The organism is Acinetobacter sp. YH12096, from assembly GCF_013419215.1.
Lineage (GTDB): Bacteria > Pseudomonadota > Gammaproteobacteria > Pseudomonadales > Moraxellaceae > Acinetobacter > Acinetobacter amyesii.
Genome location: NZ_VPAM01000027.1, coordinates 25047 through 47752 on the forward strand (window position 1 = coordinate 25047; position 22706 = coordinate 47752).

The 22706-nt window shown below is 39.8% G+C and carries 22 protein-coding genes and 2 pseudogenes; 15 read left to right on the forward strand and 9 right to left on the reverse strand.

Going from position 1 to position 22706, the window contains the following annotated elements:
- Window positions 1-77: 77 nt before the first annotated feature.
- The gene (locus FTU36_RS11970) at window positions 78-449 is read left to right on the forward strand and encodes a hypothetical protein (protein WP_078189090.1); all 372 of its coding nucleotides are present in this window, start codon (window positions 78-80) and stop codon (window positions 447-449) included.
- A gap of 83 nt (window positions 450-532) precedes the next feature.
- Here FTU36_RS11970 and FTU36_RS11975 read toward each other — a convergent pair whose 3' ends face one another.
- A complete protein-coding gene (locus FTU36_RS11975; protein WP_180020849.1) occupies window positions 533-1057 on the reverse strand; it encodes a hypothetical protein in 525 nt (174 codons plus the stop codon).
- A 281-nt stretch (window positions 1058-1338) separates the two neighbouring features.
- Entirely contained in the window at window positions 1339-1965 is a 627-nt protein-coding gene (locus FTU36_RS11980; protein ID WP_180074072.1) for an alpha/beta hydrolase, read from the reverse strand.
- A gap of 124 nt (window positions 1966-2089) precedes the next feature.
- On the opposite strand from FTU36_RS11980, the gene yaaA reads away from it, so the two are divergent.
- The 4 genes from yaaA (at window position 2090) to FTU36_RS12000 (ending at window position 6651) form a co-directional block, all read left to right on the forward strand.
- The gene (gene yaaA, locus FTU36_RS11985; protein WP_180074071.1) at window positions 2090-2872 is read left to right on the forward strand and encodes a peroxide stress protein YaaA; all 783 of its coding nucleotides are present in this window, start codon (window positions 2090-2092) and stop codon (window positions 2870-2872) included.
- Window positions 2873-3829: 957 nt separating this feature from the next.
- The gene (locus tag FTU36_RS11990; RefSeq protein WP_180118055.1) at window positions 3830-5152 is read left to right on the forward strand and encodes an NCS2 family permease; all 1323 of its coding nucleotides are present in this window, start codon (window positions 3830-3832) and stop codon (window positions 5150-5152) included.
- Between the two features lie 66 nt (window positions 5153-5218).
- The gene (locus FTU36_RS11995) at window positions 5219-6220 is read left to right on the forward strand and encodes an adenosine deaminase (RefSeq protein ID WP_180020853.1); all 1002 of its coding nucleotides are present in this window, start codon (window positions 5219-5221) and stop codon (window positions 6218-6220) included.
- 56 nt (window positions 6221-6276) lie between these two features.
- Entirely contained in the window at window positions 6277-6651 is a 375-nt protein-coding gene (locus tag FTU36_RS12000; protein WP_180027218.1) for a hypothetical protein, read from the forward strand.
- Between the two features lie 49 nt (window positions 6652-6700).
- Here FTU36_RS12000 and FTU36_RS12005 read toward each other — a convergent pair.
- A pseudogene (locus FTU36_RS12005) lies at window positions 6701-7257 on the reverse strand (cytochrome b).
- Window positions 7258-7469: 212 nt separating this feature from the next.
- On the opposite strand from FTU36_RS12005, the gene FTU36_RS12010 reads away from it, so the two are divergent.
- Both FTU36_RS12010 and rnhB read left to right on the forward strand, forming a co-directional pair.
- The gene (locus tag FTU36_RS12010; protein ID WP_168379346.1) at window positions 7470-7856 is read left to right on the forward strand and encodes a hypothetical protein; all 387 of its coding nucleotides are present in this window, start codon (window positions 7470-7472) and stop codon (window positions 7854-7856) included.
- A 93-nt stretch (window positions 7857-7949) separates the two neighbouring features.
- Window positions 7950-8519, forward strand: coding sequence for a ribonuclease HII (rnhB, locus tag FTU36_RS12015; RefSeq protein WP_168379347.1), 570 nt, complete (start codon window positions 7950-7952; stop codon window positions 8517-8519).
- Window positions 8520-8610: 91 nt separating this feature from the next.
- Here the strand turns inward: rnhB and csrA are convergent, their stop codons facing one another.
- The 3 genes from csrA to alaS form a co-directional block, all read right to left on the reverse strand.
- A complete protein-coding gene (gene csrA / locus FTU36_RS12020; protein WP_078189080.1) occupies window positions 8611-8865 on the reverse strand; it encodes a carbon storage regulator CsrA in 255 nt (84 codons plus the stop codon).
- A 249-nt stretch (window positions 8866-9114) separates the two neighbouring features.
- A complete protein-coding gene (locus FTU36_RS12025; protein ID WP_078189079.1) occupies window positions 9115-10395 on the reverse strand; it encodes an aspartate kinase in 1281 nt (426 codons plus the stop codon).
- Between the two features lie 346 nt (window positions 10396-10741).
- Complete coding sequence (gene alaS / locus FTU36_RS12030) at window positions 10742-13435, reverse strand: alanine--tRNA ligase (protein ID WP_180118057.1); 2694 nt, start codon at window positions 13433-13435, stop codon at window positions 10742-10744.
- Window positions 13436-14008: 573 nt separating this feature from the next.
- On the opposite strand from alaS, the gene FTU36_RS12035 reads away from it, so the two are divergent.
- Together FTU36_RS12035 and FTU36_RS12040 are read left to right on the forward strand one after the other, a co-directional pair.
- Window positions 14009-15037 (forward strand): type I glyceraldehyde-3-phosphate dehydrogenase, encoded by a 1029-nt coding sequence (locus tag FTU36_RS12035; protein WP_180118059.1) that lies wholly within the window; start codon window positions 14009-14011, stop codon window positions 15035-15037.
- Between the two features lie 200 nt (window positions 15038-15237).
- A complete protein-coding gene (locus FTU36_RS12040) occupies window positions 15238-15540 on the forward strand; it encodes a hypothetical protein (RefSeq protein WP_078189224.1) in 303 nt (100 codons plus the stop codon).
- Between the two features lie 158 nt (window positions 15541-15698).
- Here the strand turns inward: FTU36_RS12040 and FTU36_RS12045 are convergent, their stop codons facing one another.
- Together FTU36_RS12045 and FTU36_RS12050 are read right to left on the reverse strand one after the other, a co-directional pair.
- The gene (locus tag FTU36_RS12045) at window positions 15699-15998 is read right to left on the reverse strand and encodes an AzlD family protein (RefSeq protein WP_180003989.1); all 300 of its coding nucleotides are present in this window, start codon (window positions 15996-15998) and stop codon (window positions 15699-15701) included.
- Window positions 15985-16740, reverse strand: coding sequence for an AzlC family ABC transporter permease (locus FTU36_RS12050; RefSeq protein ID WP_180118061.1), 756 nt, complete (start codon window positions 16738-16740; stop codon window positions 15985-15987). The genes FTU36_RS12045 and FTU36_RS12050 overlap by 14 nt, the downstream gene beginning before the upstream one ends.
- A 142-nt stretch (window positions 16741-16882) precedes the next feature.
- Between FTU36_RS12050 and FTU36_RS12055 the strand changes: the two genes are divergently transcribed.
- From FTU36_RS12055 to FTU36_RS12080, 6 genes are all read left to right on the forward strand, one after another.
- A complete protein-coding gene (locus FTU36_RS12055; RefSeq protein WP_078189073.1) occupies window positions 16883-17338 on the forward strand; it encodes an Lrp/AsnC family transcriptional regulator in 456 nt (151 codons plus the stop codon).
- Window positions 17339-17660: 322 nt separating this feature from the next.
- Window positions 17661-18827, forward strand: coding sequence for an ATP phosphoribosyltransferase regulatory subunit (locus FTU36_RS12060; protein WP_180042080.1), 1167 nt, complete (start codon window positions 17661-17663; stop codon window positions 18825-18827).
- A gap of 66 nt (window positions 18828-18893) precedes the next feature.
- Window positions 18894-20213 carry an adenylosuccinate synthase gene (locus FTU36_RS12065; protein ID WP_078189071.1) on the forward strand — a complete coding sequence of 440 codons (1320 nt, stop codon included), beginning with the start codon at window positions 18894-18896 and terminating at the stop codon, window positions 20211-20213.
- Window positions 20214-20406: 193 nt separating this feature from the next.
- Window positions 20407-21210, forward strand: coding sequence for a M48 family metallopeptidase (locus FTU36_RS12070; protein ID WP_180103165.1), 804 nt, complete (start codon window positions 20407-20409; stop codon window positions 21208-21210).
- A gap of 97 nt (window positions 21211-21307) precedes the next feature.
- Complete coding sequence (locus tag FTU36_RS12075; RefSeq protein ID WP_180059773.1) at window positions 21308-21616, forward strand: hypothetical protein; 309 nt, start codon at window positions 21308-21310, stop codon at window positions 21614-21616.
- Window positions 21617-21728: 112 nt separating this feature from the next.
- Window positions 21729-22508 (forward strand): M48 family metallopeptidase, encoded by a 780-nt coding sequence (locus FTU36_RS12080; RefSeq protein ID WP_111885895.1) that lies wholly within the window; start codon window positions 21729-21731, stop codon window positions 22506-22508.
- Between the two features lie 108 nt (window positions 22509-22616).
- Here FTU36_RS12080 and FTU36_RS12085 read toward each other — a convergent pair.
- Window positions 22617-22706, reverse strand: a pseudogene (locus FTU36_RS12085) (IS5/IS1182 family transposase); the annotation flags it as partial.

Here is a 22706-nt window from a genome sequence, read left to right on the forward strand (position 1 = left end):
GCCAAGCAAATGCTTGGCTGTTTGGTTTTAATTGCTTATGCTAAAACCATACAACAAGAATGTCTTTGGATAGATACATGAGAAAACTACAATTCACCGCGCATAGCGAGTCAAATCGAGTTGAAAGCAGTGCTGATACGCAAACTCAGGTTGCTGAATTATTGGCAAATAAATTAGAGCGTTATGGCTTTCAAACGTTATCGCAAAGTGGTGATCAGATTGCAGTCAGTGTCGATCAGCATGAATTGCCGCTTTCAGTGACATGTCAGGGGCAGGATGAATCAGGTCGTTTAGTCTGTGAAATTACCTCTTATCCAGATGAAGACCAAGATTGGTTAGATCGTATTACTGAGCAAAGTTTATTGAACCAATTGGCTCAAGCAGTCGAAAACAGTTTAAAAGAAGAAGAGTCATATAGTGAGTTTCAATGGAAACAAATGACAAAATGATCTGAAAAATTGAATTAAAAATCATCCATAAAAAAGCAGCATAGCGCTGCTTTTTTGTTTTTAACAGAATGTATTGAACAAGGTTATAGACATTCAATATTGATTGGATTAATGGTTCGATTGCTCTTTTTCACATAGTCACACATTTTTTCTGACTCTTGTTCATTGAGTCCCCAAAACACAATCACACCACGTTGATCAGTCAATTTGCTATCGCTAAGATAAATATAATGGGTGTCATGATAGTTTTTATCGAGCATATCTTTATATTTTTGATCGGTAAAAGATGAACAAGACGAAATTTCAGCTTCTTTACACACCGAGTCACTCGAACAGCGTTGCTTAAAGGTTGAAATCATATTCATGGTGTCAGTGCTGTTGAGTTGGGCTTCACACACTTGGCTGTTGGGAAAGTCATAGACCATCTTTAAGCTAAAATCACGACCATCGACATTCATCTTGTATGACGCAGTCAAATAGGCTTTGGGACCATCGTTCGCAGCAACCGTAGATGCTGGCAAATTTGTCGTTGTGGATGGGGTTGAATTAAAATAATAGACCAAAGCTGCAATGCCTAGACTTAAAATCACAGCAACAATATATTTCATTTTTCCCTCTAAATTTTATCTTAATTTTTCTCGGTATTATTTCTGTAGTTGATTATTTAAACAAGTAAATTATTGGTTTTTAGATAAAAAATTGAGACGTAATCAAAATTAAACGAGCGTCGGATTAGGTCATTACATGTTGAACGAATTATGATCACTAATGCAAAAAAATGGATAAATCGAAAAGCGAGTAGTTCAGTTTATCTGGAATATTGGGGGAATAGAGCGTTCGCTAGGCAAAAAAAATGAGCCAGTTAAGCTGACTCATTTTTTTGTATTTTTTATACTAAAAAGCGTGAAATCGCGATACGAAGCTGTTTTAGATAACCTGTAAAGAAGTGGTTTGCACCTGGTAAAACCGTGATTAAATGGCGCTGTGGTTTGGCCCACTGAATCAAGTCAGATAACAGTGTGACATTATCTTCTTCACCATGAATAAATAAAATATCACCTTTAATATGCGGAGTCACATAGTGACGCACACCTGCAACTGTTGTGGTTGGTAGGCCACATAAAATAGTTTGTACAGGCTGCAATTCTACTGGCAATAGGGCATAGCATTTAGTCATGACATTTGCACCAAAACTAAAACCGCCTGCATAAAATGGCAGGTTCGGATGTTGGTTACGAGCAAATTCAATGACTTGCATAGTGTCTTTAGTTTCACCATTGCCTTCGTCATGTATTCCTGCACTTTGGCCAGAACCACGGAAACTTGGGCGATAAACAACATAGCCACGTTCTAAGAACATTTGCGCTAAAAGCACAGGGACTTTGTGCTGTGGTGTACCACCTTGCAATGGGTGAGGGTGTGTAACTACCGCGAATCCTTTCACTTCACCCTGTGGATAATCAACAAAAATTTCAAGTTGACCCATCGGCCCTTGAATGAACAGTTGTTCTGACATAATGACTAAAATGTGAAAGCGGGAGAGTCTATAGTTTACAGATTAATATTATCTAAAACACAGATTGGATTTGAAAATACTCTACTGTTATAGTTTGTTTAATTAAAAATTAATCAGGATGTTTATGCTCGCTTTAATTTCTCCAGCAAAAACTTTAGATTACGAAACCGCTTTACCGACTGAAAAATTCACTCAACCACGGCTATTAGATCATTCTGAAGAATTGATCTCAGTCGCACGTAAATTGTCGGCAAGTGAAATTTCAAGCTTGATGAGTGTCAGTGAGAAAATTGCGACTTTAAATGTTGAGCGCTTCCGAGATTGGCAGCCTGATTTTGATTTTGCCAATGCACGTCAAGCAATCTTTGCCTTTAAAGGTGATGTGTATACGGGTTTAGATGCTTATCAACTTGCAAACACAGACCTTCAATACGCACAAACCCATTTGCGTATGCTCTCGGGTCTCTACGGTTTATTGCGTCCACTGGATTTAATGATGCCATATCGTTTAGAGATGGGGATCAAGTTGCAAAACCCACGTGGACATAACTTGTACGAGTTTTGGGATAATACAATCACCAATCTCATCAATGACGATTTGGAAAAAGCCGGCTCTGAACTTTTGGTCAACATCGCTTCAGATGAATACTATAAGTCGGTCAAAGAATCAAAAATTAAAGCCGAAATCATCAAACCTGTTTTTCTGGATCAAAAGAACGGCAAATATAAAGTCATCAGCTTCTATGCCAAAAAAGCACGTGGCCTAATGGCGCGTTATTTGTTGGAAAATAAAATTGAACGTATTGAAGATATCAAGTCGTTCAATACCGATGGTTATTATTTCGATGCAGAGAGTAGCTTAAAGGGCGAATTGGTCTTTAAGCGAGACGAACAACAAGCCGCTTAATTTCGAAATTGAAAAACTTAGACCGAAAAGAATATGAATAGCCGCTGCTTAGAACTCAGCGGCTTTTTTTATCTTCTTCATTCGAGATGTAATGGTGGGTCTGTGAAATTGATCGTGCTTTAAATTTCGCAGGTGAAATGATCTATGATTTGAGGCTTTTTGCGGAAAAGGCTTCGAAAAAACATTCAGTTATTATCTTGTCTATCAGTCTAAAATATATTACAAAGTTAACATTGATCGAACAAATAGCTTATTAAATGACTTAATAAGATATAAAATTGTGAAATACATCACTTTTTTGTTTAAGTTTTTTGTTATTATAGCTAAATATTTAAACATGAATAAAATTTTGTTATGAAAAAAATACTGATACCAATTTTTATACTCAGCATTGTGTTTTTAGGGTTTAGTGTTTATAAGAATGCAGAGTTAAAGCGACAGCAAGAAATTAATCAGGTGTTCAATGATGATTTGAGCGCATCACCTTATATGCGCTAAAAAAAATCAATCTTGCTGCTTTTGCATTGAGCTCAAGCATGGTCTTGAAGTGTTCGTTTAAATATTGATATTTTATTTTTATATATAATAATTTGAAACTTTATAAAGAAAACAATGTCTTAAATTTACTAAATTGAAAAGCGATGAAAATGTGGAAACATTAAAAAATCAATGTGTTATAATTTGCCGAAATTAATTTGATCAGTATTTATTGATATTAAATACGAATTAAATGACATAAATAGAGGAGCTGCATAGGTTTATGCAGCTTTTTTGTTTGCAAATTTCAACATTTGTACCGTGTTGTATGTTGTTGAAAATAGGATTTTTTAAAGCCTACAATCTGCCGAATTGGCATATTCGTTGCTTAGGCATACACAAAATTAATGATGAATACATGACATGATTAATTTTGTGGAATGCTTATATGCATAAAGTTTACTTCATAGGGGCTAGGTCATGACGACTCCTAATCCATCTTCCGAGAACATGCTTGAACGTCTGTTTAAACTGAGCGAAAACAAAACCAGTTTCAAAACAGAAGTCATTGCAGGTGTAACTACTTTCTTGACAATGTGTTACATCATTATTGTCAATCCAATGATTTTGTCCGAAACGGGTATGGATCATGGCGCTGTTTTTGTCGCAACCTGTCTAGCAGCAGCCATTGGCTGTTTGGTGATGGGGCTTGTTGCTAACTATCCAATTGCCTTAGCACCCGGTATGGGCTTAAACGCTTACTTTACCTATTCTGTATGTTTGGGTATGGGCGTGGAATGGCAAACTGCTTTAGCAGCTGTTTTTGTCTCTGGCCTTGTTTTTATCGCTATCAGCATGTTCAAAATCCGTGAAGCGATTGTCAATGCGATTCCAATGTCGCTTAAACTGGCGATCGGCGGCGGTATTGGTTTATTCCTTGCGCTGGTTTCTTTGAAAAATGCCGGCATTATTGTTGATAACCCTGCAACATTGGTTAGTCTGGGTGATTTAAAACAGCCGTCTGTCTTGTTGGCTTTACTTGGCTTCTTGATGGTTGTGGTTATGCATCACTTTAAAGTACGTGGTGCAATCATCATCAGTATTTTGGTGATTACTGCAATTTCAACCCTGCTGGGCTTCAACGAATTTAAAGGTGTTGTAGGTGCTATTCCTTCAATCGCTCCAACATTCATGCAAATGAACTTCGAAGGTCTATTCACCGCAAGTTTGATTGGCGTGATCTTTGTATTCTTCTTGGTCGATTTATTTGACTCTACAGGTACATTGGTCGGTGTATCACACCGTGCAGGCTTATTAAAAGATGGTAAATTACCACGTTTGAAGAAAGCATTATTTGCAGACTCATCTGCAATTGTTGCGGGTGCGGCATTGGGTACGTCTTCGACTACGCCTTATATTGAATCATCAGCAGGTGTTGCTGCCGGTGGTCGTACAGGTTTAACTGCAGTTGTAGTTGCTGTATTGTTTATTTTGGCATTGTTCTTAGCACCACTTGCTCAGTCAGTACCAAGTTTTGCAACTGCGCCAGCATTGTTGTTTGTTGGAGTATTGATGATTCAAGGTATCGTTCATATTGAGTGGGATGATATTACTGAAGCAGTCCCAGCATTCTTAACAATTGTATTTATGCCGTTTACGTATTCAATTGCAGACGGTATTGCAATGGGCTTCATTAGCTATGCATTGGTTAAATTGCTGACAGGTAAAGCGAAAACTGTACCGTATATGGTTTGGATTATTGCTGTACTTTGGGCATTGAAATTTGCTGCATTTGGCGGTTAATACTGTCAAATAGCGAAAGGGTGTAAACTCAGTTTGCACCCTTTTTTATTTTTATGAGGATAAGAGATGGATCAACTTGAGCTGATTCGCGCTTTGCCAAAAGCAGAGCTACATGTGCATATTGAAGGGACATTTGAGCCTGAACTCATGTTTGCAATTGCCCAACGCAACAATATTGCAATCCCTTATCAATCAGTCGAAGAATTAAAAGAAGCGTATAACTTTCATAATTTACAGTCTTTTTTAGACATTTATTATGCAGGTGCAAATGTACTGATTCATGAGCAAGATTTTTATGATTTAGCATGGGCATACTTTGAAAAATGTGCAGAAGATCATGTGGTTCATACCGAAATGTTCTTCGACCCACAAACTCATACAGACCGTGGGGTTGCTTTTGAAACTGTCTTGAATGGCTTACAACGCGCTTGTGATGATGCCAAAGCAAAACTGGGCATTAGCTCACATCTGATTATGTGCTTCTTGCGTCATTTATCTGAAGATGCAGCATTTGCAACATTAGAACAAGCTTTACCATATAAAGATCAAATTATTGGTGTCGGTTTAGATTCGAGTGAAGTGGGTCATCCACCATCAAAATTCGAACGTGTTTTTGCTAAAGCCCGTGAAGCAGGTTTTCTTATCGTTGCGCATGCAGGGGAAGAAGGTCCAGCAGAATACGTATGGGAAGCCTTGGATTTGCTGAAAGTAAATCGTGTTGACCATGGTGTACGTTCAGAAGAAGATCCTGCTTTGATGCAACGTTTAATTGCAGAAAAAATGCCATTAACCGTTTGCCCGCTAAGCAATTTAAAGCTCTGTGTGGTCAATAATATGGCTGAGCATAATATTCGCCGTCTATTGCAACAAGGTGTGCATGTGACCGTCAATTCAGATGATCCATCGTACTTTGGTGGTTATATGAATGATAACTTCATTGCGATCACCAAAGCACTTGATTTAAGCAATGCAGAGTTAAAGCAACTGGCAATCAACTCTTTTGAAGCATCATTTATTTCAGATGCTGAAAAACAAGCTTGGATTAAAAAGATTGAAGCGTTGAATTAATAATCAGCGTATAATCTCAGGCAGTGAATATTCACTGCCTTTTTTATGTTTAAATCATGCTTTTATCTCATTCAAATCGCTCTATATTTGCCTCATCGATTACATTTTTAGCCGCAGTATTGATTTCATCCGCTGCTAGTGCAGATAAATCAAGTTTAAGTCAGCGTATGCTAAAGCCTGTGATTGAATATCAATGCTCGCAAGAATTAAATACTTCTAAAATTTGGAAAGGTGCTGCGTTGTTTATGAGTGCTCAACAGAAAAAAGACAATCAAGCTGCGATTTGTCAGTGCGTGAGTGAGCATGCTATGGATGATATCGGTGCGAAAGATCTGATGACTGCTGCAGTGAATGAAACTGAAAAGAATAAACTGATTTCTAAAGCGGTTTTGAATAGTATGCGCGGCTGTGCTCAGCAAGTGCTGAATTAAAAGATAATGCTTAAAAAAAGCCACATGATGTGACTTTTTTTTGTCTTTATTAGGGTTTTGGTTGTCGTGTCATGCTTTTGAGCACATGGTCTTTATCAATAAAATGATGTTTCAATGCTGCCAAAATATGACCCACTAAGAGCAATCCTGCTGCCCAAGAAATCCAAATATGTAATGGTTTCACGATGGCTAATAATTCAGGATTATCTTGTACCAAGCGTGGTATTTCAAACAAATACAATACGGGAGCAGGGTGACCTGCATTCCAGCTAAATAAGCAACCTGTAATCGGTAAAGCCAGTAGTACAAAATACAGTGCTAAATGACCCAAATGTGCCAAGGTTTTCATGCCGGATGACATACTGTCAGGTAATTCAGGTGTGGGGTGGGTATAGCGCCAAAAGATTCGTATCACCACCAAAAAATAATCGTAGTCGCAATATTTTTATGGAGGGTAATGACTTGTCCTTTAAAGCTGCCATCGACGTCATAACTCAGAAAATTGCCACTATAAAAGCCAATTAACCATGCCACGATGAATATGATCGCCATCAGCCAATGTAAGACCTGAGCTGTTCGAGTGTAGTATTGTGTGTTATTGCTCATGTTGATTATTTAAGCGTTCAATCTTATGCAGATTCTAATACAGACCACAAAAATATGCGTCGTTTAAAATCGGGACACTGTGTTGTGAATATGCAACACAGGCTTTGATGATTAACTACACAATTACCGAATTTATTTTAAATAGTCATATCGGATGGTGTGTGATTTGGGGCACAATATGCGCGTTAATTAACAGAACAAAGGAAATATTCGTGAAAAAATTAGTTGCTGTTCTAGCGCCATTAGCGCTTGTTCTTTCTGCATGTGCTGCGACTGGTACAACAGGTACAAGTTCTACAGGTACAACTTCAGCAAACAGCTTGGCAATGATGGCGGTTAAAGTGGGTGTTCAAGCGAAATGCGTGACTGAGCTTAATAACAACAGCTACTGGAAAACAGGTTCAAAATTATTAACAGAAACTCAAAAATCTGAACTACAAACTGAAGTGTGTTCATGTGTAGGCGAGAAAGCGACAACTAGCGTGACTGCAACGGATTTGGTTGTAGCAGCAATGGATAAAACTTCACAAGCAAATCTTGCGGCTAAAATCGTGACAAATACTTTAAATGCTTGCGTGATTGAAACATTTAAAAACTAAGATTTAGAACATTTTATACGACCCTGACAATGGTTTTGCTGAGTATCAGTAAATCCAAATTAAGGGTCGTATTTTATTTTGAGTGAGAGATATATGAAAATTGCTGGTGCAGATGAAGCGGGTCGCGGTCCATTGGTGGGTTCGGTTGTTGCGGCAGCTGTCATTTTAGATCCAAATAACCCGATTGAAGGTTTAAACGATTCTAAAAAACTCACTGAAAAAAAACGTGAAAAGTTATTTATTGAGATTCAAGAAAAAGCCTTGGCTTGGGCGATTGCTGAAAGTTCTGCACAAGAAATTGATGAGATCAATATTTTGCAAGCATCATTACTTGCAATGCGTCGTGCAGTGGAAAAACTCAATGTACAGCCAGAACACGTGTTGGTCGATGGTAATAAAGTCCCAACCGGTTTAGCAATGAGCTGTGATGCAATCGTGGGCGGTGATGCGATTCATCCAGAGATTTCGGCTGCGAGTATTTTGGCAAAAGTGACTCGAGACCACGAAATGGTTGAACTGGATGCAAAATATCCACAGTATGGTTTTGCGAAACACAAGGGCTATCCAACCAAAGCGCACTTCGAAGCGATTGCACAGTATGGGGTGATTGATGAACATCGCCGCAGTTTTGGCCCCGTACGTAAAGTTCTAGAAGGGCAGTAATTAAGCTCAGTTGAACTTATATAGTAAACGCATGTTCTAGATAAATTTAAAGCGGCCTAATGAGCCGCTTTATCATTTAACAACTTAAATCTTAGCGATTATAGTTGTTTTGTGAATAATCAGTTTCTTCAAAAGATGGCTGATATTCTTGATCAATGTTTTGGAGATGTTCGTGCATTGCGCGTTCATGTTGAATTCGTTGGTAAATTTCTTCACGATGAACAGATACTTCTTTTGGAGCATTCACGCCAATACGAACCTGATTACCTTTAACACCAAGTACAGTCACGCTAACTTGGTCTCCAATCATTAATGTTTCTCCGACACGACGAGTCAGAATCAGCATGTTTCTCTCCTTGCAAAATGCAAAACCTGCAAATGATCTGTTATGTAAAATTCATAACTTGTAAAAGCAAAAAAATTTAGCAGTGCATCTGAAACAATCTTTGTGACAGTCGCAAACTGAGTAAATTTTAAAATCCTCAGGTTTAATATAACAGAGCCACTATAAAAAAAACTATAGTGGCTCTGAATTTTTACGATGTTTTTCAAAATCTGTCTAACAATGACAAATTTTGACACACAGCAAGGTTAATTAAGCGCGTGCGCTTGATTCACCTGTTTCACGGTCTAGGCCGAATGCAGTGTGTAGAGCACGTACAGCAAGCTCTAAGTATTTCTCATCGATAATCACTGAAATTTTGATTTCAGAAGTCGAGATCATCAAAATGTTAATGCCTTCTTTTGCAAGAGCAGTAAACATTTTGCTTGCAACACCTGCGTGTGAGCGCATACCAACACCAACAATCGATACTTTAACGATGTCTGCGCGAGTTGCAACTTCACGTGCACCAATTTCTTGTGCAGTCGCTTCAAGAATGGCTTTCGCTTTTGGTAATTCACCGCGGTTAACTGTAAATGTGAAATCAGTTGTGCCGTCTTCTTCAACGTTTTGGATAATCATATCCACTTCAACATTGGCATCACCAATTGGTGAAAGGATGTTTGAAGCAATACCCGGTTTATCCGGTACACCAAGAATAGTTAATTTAGCTTCATCACGGTTGAACGCGATACCTGAGATGATTGGTTGTTCCATGTTGTCTTCCGCTTCAGTGGTGATTAGTGTCCCGACGTTTTGTTTAAAGTTTTCGTCGAATGCGCCATCATCGTCATTATCAAAACTTGATAATACGCGTAAAGGCACTTGGTATTTACCGGCAAATTCTACAGAGCGAATTTGAAGGACTTTAGAACCAAGTGATGCCATTTCAAGCATTTCTTCAAAAGAAATACGATCAACTTTTTTCGCTTTTGGAGCGACACGAGGGTCAGTGGTGTAAACACCATCAACGTCTGTGTAAATCTGACATTCGTCAGCTTTAAGTGCAGCAGCCAATGCAACACCTGAAGTGTCAGAACCACCACGACCTAGAGTCGTTGTGTTACCTTCAGCATCAAAGCCTTGGAAACCTGCCACAACAATGACACGTCCAGCGTCAAGGTTTGAAGTCAATACATCTGTATCAATCGCTTCAATACGCGCCTTGGTAAATGCGCTGTCGGTTTTAATACCAACTTGACGACCTGTAAGTGATTTAGCTTCAACACCAATAGAGTTAAGTGCCATTGCTAACATAGAAATCGTTACCTGTTCACCCGTAGACACCATTTGGTCTAATTCGCGTGGATCAGGTGTTTCGGTAATGGCTTTCGCTAAAGCAAGTAGACGATTGGTTTCGCCACTCATTGCAGATACAACAACCACAACTTTGTGACCGTGATCATGCCAACGCTTTACACGACGAGCAACATTTAAAATGCGCTCTGGAGTACCCATTGAGGTACCGCCATATTTTTGAACGATTAATGCCATAACTATCCTTACCAAGTAAATAAGTCTAAAGACTTAAAGCACTTACACATATTTTAAGACCGCACTTGAGCGCGATTTTAATATACCACGTAGCTCATGAACTCCAAGGTAGGAGGAGTTCAAATAGATACTTTGTGTCTGCAGGGGATTCACATGAACCCAGCCTTTTAGACTCCATTTTCATCATTTAGCCAGAGGTTGAATATTGGTTTCAACATGATGATTGAGTTTGCGCTTTCGCGCATCAACAGTGTTTAAGCAGGATCCAGCATTAAAAAACACACTGCTTAAACCTGTTGATTTGCTCAAAGGAGGTGAGTCACTTTGAGCTATAGGACTTTTGGTCTTATTTTGCAGTTAACCATGCAACGAGGTCAGTCATTACTGCTTCAAGTTTGTCGCTATAAGGCGCACCACCTTGAGCCATATCAGGTTTACCACCACCTTTACCACCAAGCTCTTGACCAAGGTGTTTGATGATGTCACCTGCTTTTACAGCAGCAGTGTATTCTTTAGCAACCGAAGCAATCAGGCTCACTTTGTCGGCATCAACCGCTGCGATCACGATCACAGCATTGTCTAACTTAGATTGCACACCATCGTGCAAGTTGCGAAGTGATTTCGCATCTACACCTTGAACGGTAGTGATTAATGTTTTGCGGCCAGCAATCTCTTGAACTTGACTTAATAACTCAGCTGCTTGGAAGCTTGCTAATTTTTGGTTCAATTGTTCAATTTGTTTTTGCAGGCTAGACGCAGTGTGAGATAAAGCTTCAACTTTTTCTAAAGTTTGATCTTTTTGCGCTTTCAGCAAGTCATTAATTGCATGAATGTCACGATCAGCTTTTTGCGCAGCTTCAACAGCTTTAGTGCCTGTAACGGCTTCAATACGGCGTACGCCTGCAGCAACACCGCCTTCAGAAGTGATCTTGAATAGGCCGATGTCGCCTGTGCGTTTTACGTGAATACCACCACAAAGTTCGATAGAGAAGTTTTTCTCATCTTTGGTTGTACCCATTGAAAGTACACGTACTTCGTCACCGTATTTCTCACCGAACAACATCATCGCGCCTTTTTCTTTAGCAGCATCGATGTCTAAAAGTTCAGTTGAAACAGCAGTGTTGGCAATCACTTCGGCATTGACAATGCGTTCAATTTCTTGAAGCTGTTCAAATGAAACAGGCTGATCATTGGCAAAGTCAAAACGTAAAAGTTCGCTGGCAACCAATGAGCCTTTTTGCTGTACGTGCGTACCCAAAACTTGGCGCAGCGCTGCATGCAACAGGTGAGTCGCAGAGTGGTTGCGCGATGTTGCTGCACGGATATCTGCTTTAACAATCGCTTCAACCGCTTGAGCCGCTTTTAAGTTACCCATGGTCACGATGCCTTGGTGTACAAATGCGCCGCCTGATTTTTTGGTGTCTTGAACTTCAAAAATACCAGTTTCGTTTTTGAAGATACCTGTATCGCCAACTTGACCGCCACTTTCTGCATAGAACGGAGTTTGGTTTAGAACGATTAGTGCTTCGTCACCTTCAAAAACTTCATCAACTTGTTCGCCGTCTTTGTAGATTGCAACAATTTGACCTTGGCCTTGAGTTGCGTCATAGCCGTCAAATTGAGTCTCGCCTTCAACTTTGACAATTGAGTTGTAGTCGACAGCAAATTTACCAGCATCACGCGCACGTTGACGTTGAGCTGCCATTTCGACTTCGAAACCAGCTTCATCAATCGTTAAATCACGTTCACGTGCAATGTCTGCTGTTAAGTCAGTCGGGAAGCCGTAAGTATCGTAAAGTTTAAATACAGTTTCGCCTGGAATCACTGAACCTTTAAGTTGAGCCAATTCGCCTTCAAGCAATTTCAAACCTTGCTCTAAAGTTTTTGCGAATTGTTCTTCTTCTTTCAAAAGCTGTGCTTCGATACGTGCTTGCTGTGCAGCAAGCTCAGGATAAGCAGCGCCCATCACGTCGATCAGCGGCTGCAACATTTTATGGAAGAATGAACCTGTTGCACCCAATTTGTTACCATGACGTACTGCACGACGGATAATACGGCGAAGTACATAGCCACGGCCTTCGTTAGACGGGTTAACACCGTCTGCAATCAAGAAGCAGCAAGAACGTGCATGGTCAGCCACAACTTTAAGTGAAGCAGGGTATTCAACTGGTTTGTTTTCTGCTTGTGCTTTTGCTTCAAGTTCAGTGGTATCTAAACCAATGATTTCAGCAGCAGCTTTAAGTAGGTTTTGGAATAGGTCAATTTCGTAGTTTGAGTTTACATGCTGTAAAACTGCAGAAATACGCTCAAGGCCCATACCTGTATCTACAGAAGGTGCAGGAAGGGCATGCAGAACACCATCAGCAGTACGGTTGAACTGCATGAATACGTTGTTCCAAATTTCGATGAAACGATCGCCATCTTCTTCAGGAGTGCCCGGTAAGCCGCCCCAAATGTGGTCACCATGGTCAAAGAAGATTTCAGAACATGGACCGCAAGGACCTGTATCGCCCATTGCCCAGAAGTTATCTGAAGCGTATTTTTCGCCTTTGTTGTCACCAATACGGATAATGCGTGAAGCGTCTAGACCAATTTCTTTGTTCCAGATATCAAATGCTTCGTCATCTGTATGGTAAACAGTGGCATAAAGTTTATCTTTTGGCAGACCTAACCATTTTTCGTTGGTTAAGAAATCCCAAGCAAATGTGATGGCATCACGTTTGAAGTAGTCACCAAATGAGAAGTTACCCAACATTTCAAAGAACGTGTGGTGACGTGCTGTATAACCAACGTTGTCTAAGTCGTTGTGTTTACCGCCGGCACGGACACATTTTTGTGAAGAAGTTGCACGAACGTAGTCACGTTTTTCAAGACCAAGGAAGCAGTCTTTAAACTGGTTCATACCAGCATTTGTGAACAATAGTGTTGGGTCGTTGGCAGGTACCAGAGAACTCGACGCGACACGTGTATGCCCTTGCGATTCAAAGTAGCTTAAAAAAGCTTCGCGAATTTCAGCTGATGTCATAAAACGAGTACTCACAACCAAGTCTCTCCTAATTTCGATTTGGTAATAGCATATCAAGCAAGTCTTACAAAATTTTAAAGCTGGCTTGAGATGCTGACATAAAATTTAAAAACGCTAAATTATAACGGAAAAAGGTGTAGTGACCAATGATTTTCGGCTATCTCTATGACTTTTTATATGTTTTAAATTTAGCACCTATATTTTTAGATTTTTAAACCTTTGGAACGCTGAAAGTATTTATTGATTAATCTAGTGAGCACTGTTTTCGGCGTTTTATTTATATGTCTTGGAAAGTTTTCAATGTTCAAATTCAGCACGTTGATAAATGCTCTACGTGAAGGTGCTTTGCATTTATATTTTTCAGTTCATTGGGAAAATTGAATGTTTATATCCAATTTAATCATAGTGTTTGGACTTGATCTTGGTGCTGTACATTTTCAGTGAAGCTAATATTTAGATCTAAACAGGCGCTAACGCTTTATAAAAATATAGCCCAATAAGCATTAAACGAATAAATGATAACGTTTTCATGTTGAAATCCATTAACATATAGATGCTTTATTTTTGTTTCAAAACGAAGGATTGGTCATGCAGAGAGTGGCAATTAATGGATTTGGTCGAATCGGACGCAATGTATTACGCGCATGGTTTGAAAATCCAAAAGAATTTCATTATGAAATTGTTGCCATAAATGATGTCGCTGATGTGGAAACCATGGTGCATTTGTTTAAATACGACACCACGCATGGTCGTTTTGCAGGCCAAGTCGAAATTCTTGAACAAGATGGCGCTATTTTTCTAGACATCTCTTGTGCCCAAGTACATCTCAAAGTGCAAGTGTTGAATGAGCCACAGCCGAGTCTTTTGCCGTGGCAACGACTGAATGTCGATGTGGTACTCGAATGCACAGGTTTATTTCGATCAAGAGAGGCAGCCACACAGCATATTGGTGCAGGTGCCAAACGTGTGATAATTGGTGCGGCGCCGTTTGACAGTGTTGATGCTGCGATTGTCTATGGTGTTAATCATCATGAAGTCAAAGCGACGGATCAAATTATTTCGAGTGTGTCTTGTACCACGCAGGCTTTGGTGCCCTTAGTCAAAATCATTGATGATGCCTTTGGTATAGACACCGCACTGATGACAGAAATTCATGCTGTGACTGCGGATCAGTCTGTATTGGATCATGCACATCGTGACTTACGTCGTGCACGAGCTTCGGGTCAAAATATTATTCCAACGACGTCTTCAGCTCTGGGTGCGTTGAAACGGGTCATGCCGAAAATGGAAGATCGAATTGATGGCTATTCGATTCGTGTGCCGACTATCAATGTTGCTGCAATCGATTTAAGTTTTGTGTCTCAATCAGTTATCACCAAGCATGAGTTAAATACAGTGTTAAGCAAAGCTGCACGTTTTGATTATCATGAAATTATGTCAGTAACCGATGAACCTTTGGTCTCAAGTGATTTTAATCATTCACCTTATTCATTGATTGTCGATTTGAATCAAACCATGGTGGTAGGAAAACAAGCAAAAGTTTTCGCATGGTATGACAATGAATGGGGCTATGCGAACCGCTTACTCGATTTATGTGAAAGTTTTCATTCTCTATAAAAATTCAAACTTATCCAATATAGAAAACATCCACTAGCTTGTAGGTGTTTTTTTATTTTTTAAAATTAGATGAAAAATCATGCGTAATGTCGTTGATGTATCTCGAAAATATTGAAAAACTTTAAAAAATATTCAAGCACAGCCGATTTATTGTTTAAGATGAAAGTCAAAGAAATATATAAAGAGTATTGAGCATGATGTTGATGTTACTTTGGGGATTTATTTTATTATTGGCGCTGGCGGTTATATTTTTAATTTGGCTACAGTTTAATCGTGACGTATCGCAATCTACCGCGCATGAAACCTTGCCACTTGAAGAAAAAGTGGTGCATCTAGAAGCCAACCTGAAAAAGACCTTGGAAATTATGCAAGACCTTGCAAAGAAAATGCATATCCAGCAAGAAGTATTAGATCAAACCACTCACAAATTACAGCAAGTTGAATTGCAAAATGCAGAGTTGGTGAACCTTTTGGCAAAAGTGGTCAAAACCGATCAAAGCTAATCGAAAGATAAAGAAGACTGCCCATAGCCCGATATCTGCATGAAGCATGTAATCTCAAGGTATGGGTATTTTTTTATCCAATAAGATGATTCTCAATATTTATTGTCATTGGGTTCAAATCTTAGTTCACGCGTTTTTCAACATATGATCGTATGGGACTAAATCAAAATTTGTCTTAACACGGCTGCTGAAAGCATGCTAATCACAACGGTAGGCAATAATGAAAAACGTGATGCTGCAAATAGGGTAATGGCCATCACGATCAAATCAGCAGGATTATCTTTAACAAAATAAGGCGCGATCACTGAGATCAACACACAGCCGGGAACAACTTCCATAATTTGACGTTGTTTGTTGGTGAGGCTACGGTTTTTCAGTAACACATAACCCAAGATACGGGTCAGGTAAGTGGTTAAGGCAATAAATAGAATCGCGATCAGGGTGCTAGAGTGGATCAACATCATCTCCAATTAGGAAAAATGCAGAAGCAATACCCGTAACTGCGCCAATCGGAACATACCAGCCCGCAGGGAGATACAAATAAGCCAGAGATGCGGCAATCAAACTGACCAGCCATGGACGCGCCGCTTTAAAGCCTTTCCACATGCCACGTAGTAAAACAAGAAATACAGCAGGGAAGGCCATATCAAAACCAAGTCGACTAATATCGCCAAGTATCGGTCCGATCATTGCTCCTAAAGTGGTAAAGCCGACCCACATCAAATATAGAGCACAGCATAAGCCTGCATAGAACATTAAACTAAAGGCGCGCTGAATTCCCAAAGCATTAGATTTTTTTTGCGCATCGGCCAAACCTACGGCCCAACTTTCATCGCACATAAAAAATAAAGCGGTATAAACCGTGCGATTCGGTAGATGTCGTAAATACGGGACAAGGCTCGCCCCCATTAATAGGTGCCGACTATTCACTAAAAACGTAATAAACATCAGCATGAGAATATTAGGGGGATTGGTCCAAACTTCCAAAATGGCAAATTCAGAACCACCTGCAAAGTTAAGACCAGTCAAAAGCGGAACTTCTAAACTAGAAAAGCCTTTATGTGTTGCCTGAGCACCCAGAACTAATGCAAAAGGAATAATGCCCAGCAGCATTGGAATAGATGTTTTTAGACCTCGTTTAAACTCAATAGAATGCTCTGAATGGGTATGATTGAGTGTACTTTGTCTAAACATCAACATGACGTTTTCCATGAAGCGAGATCGAAAGCAATATTTTATGGATATCTGAGCAGCATTTGGCAGCTATTTTGTGAAAGATTGCTTTTATTGTGCAATGAAATTGCTAAAATAAAGATTATTGTGAAATTTAGTGCCTTTATTGATGGATCAGATAGATAAACGCATTTTGCAAGCATTACAGCAAAATGGAAAACTACAAAATAATGAATTGGCCCAACTTGTTGGTTTATCTCCTTCACCGTGTTTGAGACGGGTCAAGCAACTAGAAGATGAAGGCTATATTGAGAAATATGTCGCCTTACTGAACCAGTCAAAATTGAATTTAAGTTTAACTGTGTTTGCTCGGATTTGGCTAAAAGGTCAAGATGCAAAAACCGTGAATGATTTCGTTGCAGCCATTCAAACGATGCCTGAGGTGGTTGAATGTCAACTCATGGCAGGGGATTGTGACTTTTTCTTACGTATCGTCGTGGCAGATTTAGAAGCCTATCGGAAGTTTCAGATTCATCATTTAACGCAGATCGCCAGTGTGCAAAATGTAAAAACAGAGATACCGTTACAGGCCGTTAAACAAACTACAGCACTTCCTTTGGATTGATGTTCGAGTCTTAAATTAAGTTATTGAGCCTGATCATATTTATAACTTTGTTTAAAACTTCATCTATAGAAAGTAGGATGCTTATTATTTTTTTATCAAATGGTTAAAAAAATAACGTTCACAGAATTTTAAAATATAAGCATAAACATGGATTTAGTTGTAAAAATTAAAGCTGTTGATGAAGTAATGAATGCTGAAGCATCTTTTATGAAAAAGTCGTGTGCAAGCGTAAAACTATCGTGCTAAACTAGGAGAAATCGGGTGTGCTCCCGATTTTTTTATGCGGATTTGTTCCGCGCTGACAAGAATTTAGGTTTACAACATGCCCATTTCAGAGACATGGTTATTACCTGATGGTGTAGCTGATGTACTGCCAGAACAGGCGCAAGTGATTGAATCTTTGCGTCGTGAAGCATTAGATTTCCTCGCATCTCGAGGTTATCAGTTAGTGTACACGCCATTCATTGAATACATCGAATCTCTATCTTCTCTTTCAGAATCGAATCAAGATTTAGACTTAGCCACTTTTAAAGTGATCGATCAACTTTCAGGTCGTTTGCTTGGTGTGCGTGCCGATATGACACCACAAGTGGCTCGTATTGATGCGCATGTACATCCTGTCGAAGGTGTAGCTCGTTATTGCTACGCTGGTACAGTACTACATACTAAGCCACAGGGTTTTAATACCACACGTGCACCTTTACAGTTAGGTGCAGAATTATTTGGTTCAGACAGCATTGATGCTGACGTTGAACTGATTGATGTCATGATCAACTTGCTTGCTAAAGCAGGTCATGCAGATGGTATCCATCTTGATTTAGGGCATGTCGGTTTATTCCGCAGCATGGTGAAACAAGCTGGCTTGAGTAAAGCGGTTGAACGTCAGTTATCTGACTTGTATCAACGTAAAGCGCTACCTGAACTTGCTGAATTCACACAAAGCATTCCAAATGGTGCTGACTTCTATACATTAGGTCGTTTTGCAAGTGACTTAGATGCATTGCAAGCCAATTTAACGGCTGATGTATTGGCAAATGAAGCATTTAAACTGGCTTTTGATGCAGTGAAATTGACTCAAGCGGCAATCCAAGCCCGTTGGCCAGACTTACACATTGGTATAGATGTGGTTGAACTTCGTTCATATCACTATCACACTGGTTTAATGTATGCCGTATATGCACCAAACCGTGCTGCGCCATTGGCTCAAGGTGGCCGTTATGACGGTATTGGTGAACACTTCGGCCGTGCGCGTCCAGCAACAGGTTTCTCTTGTGACTTATATGCATTAACTGCTGGTCAAGTTCAGAAAAATCAAGTTTTGGTTGCTCCAAAAGGCATCGAAGCAGATTTATTAAAGGCAATTGAAGCAGCACGTACCGAAGGGTTCAGTGTGGTTCAATTGTTAGGTAATGATGATTTAAGCTCGGCTCCGTATGCAACGCACCAGTTGGTGAATGCAAATGGCGAGTGGACAATCAAACAAATTTAATCGCGGATGTGCCTGCGGGCACGCACGTTTTTTCCAATTTTAACAGCATGATGCAATGAGGCTATTATGGGCAAGAATGTTGTGGTACTTGGTACCCAATGGGGCGACGAAGGTAAAGGTAAGATCGTCGACCTGCTCACAGATCAAGCGGCTGCGGTAGTTCGCTATCAAGGCGGACACAACGCAGGTCATACACTTGTGGTTGGTGGTAAGAAAACTGTATTACACCTCATTCCATCTGGTATTTTACGTGACAACGTATTGTGCTTAATTGGTAATGGTGTTGTTTTATCACCTGAAGCTTTAATCCATGAAATGGAAGTTTTAGAAAAAGAAGGCGTGCCTGTACGTGAACGTCTACGTATTTCTCCAAACTGTCCATTGATCCTTCCACACCATATCGCCCTTGACCAAGCACGTGAGAAAAAACGTGGCAATGCGAAAATTGGTACAACAGGTCGTGGTATCGGTCCTGCATACGAAGACAAAGTGGCTCGTCGTGCAATCCGTGTTGCTGACTTGGTTCGTGGTGGTGCTCATCTTAAAGCTCAACTTGAAGAGCTTCTTGAATACCATAACTTCCAATTGACTCAATTCTTCGGTGTTGAAGCCGTTAAAGTTGAAGATGTAATCGCTCTATGTGACGAATGGCGTAAAGTCATCGAACCTATGGTGATGGACGTTACTGGCGAACTTCATGCTTACCGTAAAGCAGGTAAGAAAATCATGTTTGAAGGCGCGCAAGGTTCACTTCTTGACGTTGACCACGGTACATATCCGTATGTTACTTCTTCAAATACAACTGCTGGTGGTGTAAGCTCAGGTTCAGGTCTTGGTCCATTACACCTTGACTATGTATTGGGTATTACTAAAGCGTACACAACTCGTGTAGGTGCTGGTCCGTTCCCAACTGAACTTGTTTATGATGCTGCGAACGATGTTGGTGATGCAATCGGTAAACATTTGGGTACTGTAGGTTCTGAGTTTGGTGCGTCTACTGGCCGTCAACGTCGTTGTGGTTGGTTTGATGCTGAAATTCTACGCCGTTCTGTAGAAGTGAACTCACTTTCAGGTATTTGCTTAACTAAACTTGATGTTCTTGATGGTTTAGAAGAAGTGAAAATCTGTGTAGGTTACGAAGCAGCTGATTCAGGTTGTGTAGGTTCTTCTGATGCGCTTGCATTTGAAACTTTAAAACCGATCTACGAAACTATGCCAGGTTGGTCTGAGTCTACTTTCGGTGCGAAATCACTAGATCAATTGCCACAAAATGCAATTAACTACGTGAAACGTTTAGAGCAATTGATTGAATGTCCAATCGACATCATTTCAACTGGTCCAGACCGAGATGAAACAATCGTATTACGTCATCCATTCGACGCATAATGTTGTTGAATTAAGATGTAAAAGCCTCGCGAAAGCGGGGCTTTTTTATATAACGAAGAATACAACTTCAAAAAAGTTGATTAAATTTAAATAATGGAAAAATAAAGATTTTGAAAAAAATAAGCATAAAAATATTGAGTCAGTCAATTTTTTGTATATATTTGACACTCTTTATAAATAACTAGAGATCATGATGAATTATAAAAAATCTTTGGCATGCTTTGCCGTAGCAGCTTCTTTATCAGGTTGTACAACAATTGCCGATTTGGCCGGTGCTGATTCTGCATCTTTGAACTTACAGGCAACACAGTCTTATAACGCAATGCTGAAAGACGCACAGACCAAACAAGTGCTCGATACCAAGTCTGCGACTTATCAAAAAGTAAACCGTGTTTTCTGGAAAATGAAACCATTTGCAGATCAGATGAATCAAACGGGTCAGGTTTTTGATTGGAAAGTTGCCGTGATCAAGTCTAAAGAAATTAACGCCTATGTCGCACCCGGTGGCAAAGTTGTTTTCTATACAGGAATCGTCGAAACACTCAAACTCACGGATGATGAAGTCGCGGCAATCATGGGCCACGAAATGGTGCATGCCTTAGAGGAACATGCAAAAAATAAAATTGGCGCTTCAGCACTAACCAATCTTGCGGTGAGTATCGGTTCACAATACGTAGGTAATGCAGCAGGTGGCTATGGTGCAACCTTGCTTGACTTGGGGAGTCAGTTCGGTGTGGGCTTGCCGTATTCACGTAATTTGGAAAGCCGCGCAGACAAAGGTGGCCTAGTGATGATGGCAAAGGCTGGATACAATCCAGAAGCGGCGATTTCATTGTGGAAAAAAATGAATGCGAATGATAACAGTGGCAACGACGCACTGAGCAAATTTATGTCTACACACCCAAGCAATAATGACCGTATTGCTGCTATGCAAAAAATGATGCCAGAAGCACAGCAATATTATAAAAATGCGACACCATCGAGTGTACGTCGTTAATATCGGCTGTTTTCAAGACTAAAGTTGCATTTTAGTACGCTATACACTTTGTGGTGAGTTGCTAAAATGCAATTTGAATTAGGAAGAGAAGTGCAGGATGCAAAAGAATATTTCGACGACCATTTTTTATTCTTTATTATTTGCGATGGGGGGAGCACCCACTATTGCCATGATGATCATTCGTGCTCAAACTCAAGATCCACAATTGATTTATCAAGCCCTGATTGGATTGTCGGTGATTATTGCCTGTATTCTTGTACCTATAGTTTTGATACAAAATGCTGTCCTATTTTTTAAGCGAAAAAATGTACAGTTAGAAGAAAAAATCAAGCCATTAATGCAAGTTTATTTAGGCTTGAATGTGGTTTGTTTAGTCTATTGGTTGGTTCTTCAATTTTCAGCTTAAAAAAATTACATAAATACTATTATAAGTCGCTATAACTTCGTTTTAAGCTCCAAACCATAAGAATATAATATCCATAAATTCACTTATATTTTAATGGTCTGGAGTATCCTTAATGAAAAAAATAATTCTAACGAGCCTGTGTATGGCCGGTGTAATGACGATTTCGGGCTGTGCGACAGTGGCAGATATGGCAGGAGCGGATACTGCTACATTGAACGCGCAAGCAACACAAAGTTATAACAAAATGGTGGCGGATGCGCGTTCTAAAAATCAGTTAGATACTTCATCAAGTACGTATAAACGAATTAATTCAGTATTCCTCAAACTTCGCCCATTTGCAGACCAAATGAACCAAACGGGTCAAGCGTTCCAATGGCAATTGGCAGTCATGAAATCAGACCAAGTCAATGCCTTTGTCGCTCCAGGCGGTAAAGTTGTATTTTATACAGGTATCGTCAATAAACTGAATTTAACCGATGCAGAAATTGCAGCAGTTATGGGACATGAAATGGTCCATGCTCTTGAAGAGCATGCAAAAAGTAAATTGGGAGCGCAAGCCTTAACTGATCTTGCATTGAATATTGGTTTAAGTGCGGCAGGTAATAATGTCGGTCAATTGGGTACTGCGGCCGCGCAGTTGGGTAGTCAAATTGGTATAGGTCTGCCTTATTCACGTTCTTTGGAAAGCCGTGCAGACCAAGGTGGCTTAATGTTAATGGCACGTGCAGGTTATAACCCACAAGCGGCGATTACGCTTTGGGAAAAAATGAATAAGCTTGAAGGTGCGGGAGGTTCATCATTCTTATCAACGCATCCATCAAACTCACAACGTATTGAAGCGATGCGTAAAAATCTACCTGCAGCGCAGCAGATTTATAACCAACGTCGTTAATAGTATGAATGAATTATCCATTTTAAAAAAGCAGGCCGTGGCCTGCTTTTTTTCTATCACGAACAAAAATCATTAGGGTGTGTTGACATTTACAGCCGATAAATTGAGCTAAAGAGGCAACCATATAAATATACAAGCTAAAGCAACAGCGCTTTGATAGTTACGTTTTAGCTTATCGTATCTTGTGGCAATTCCTCT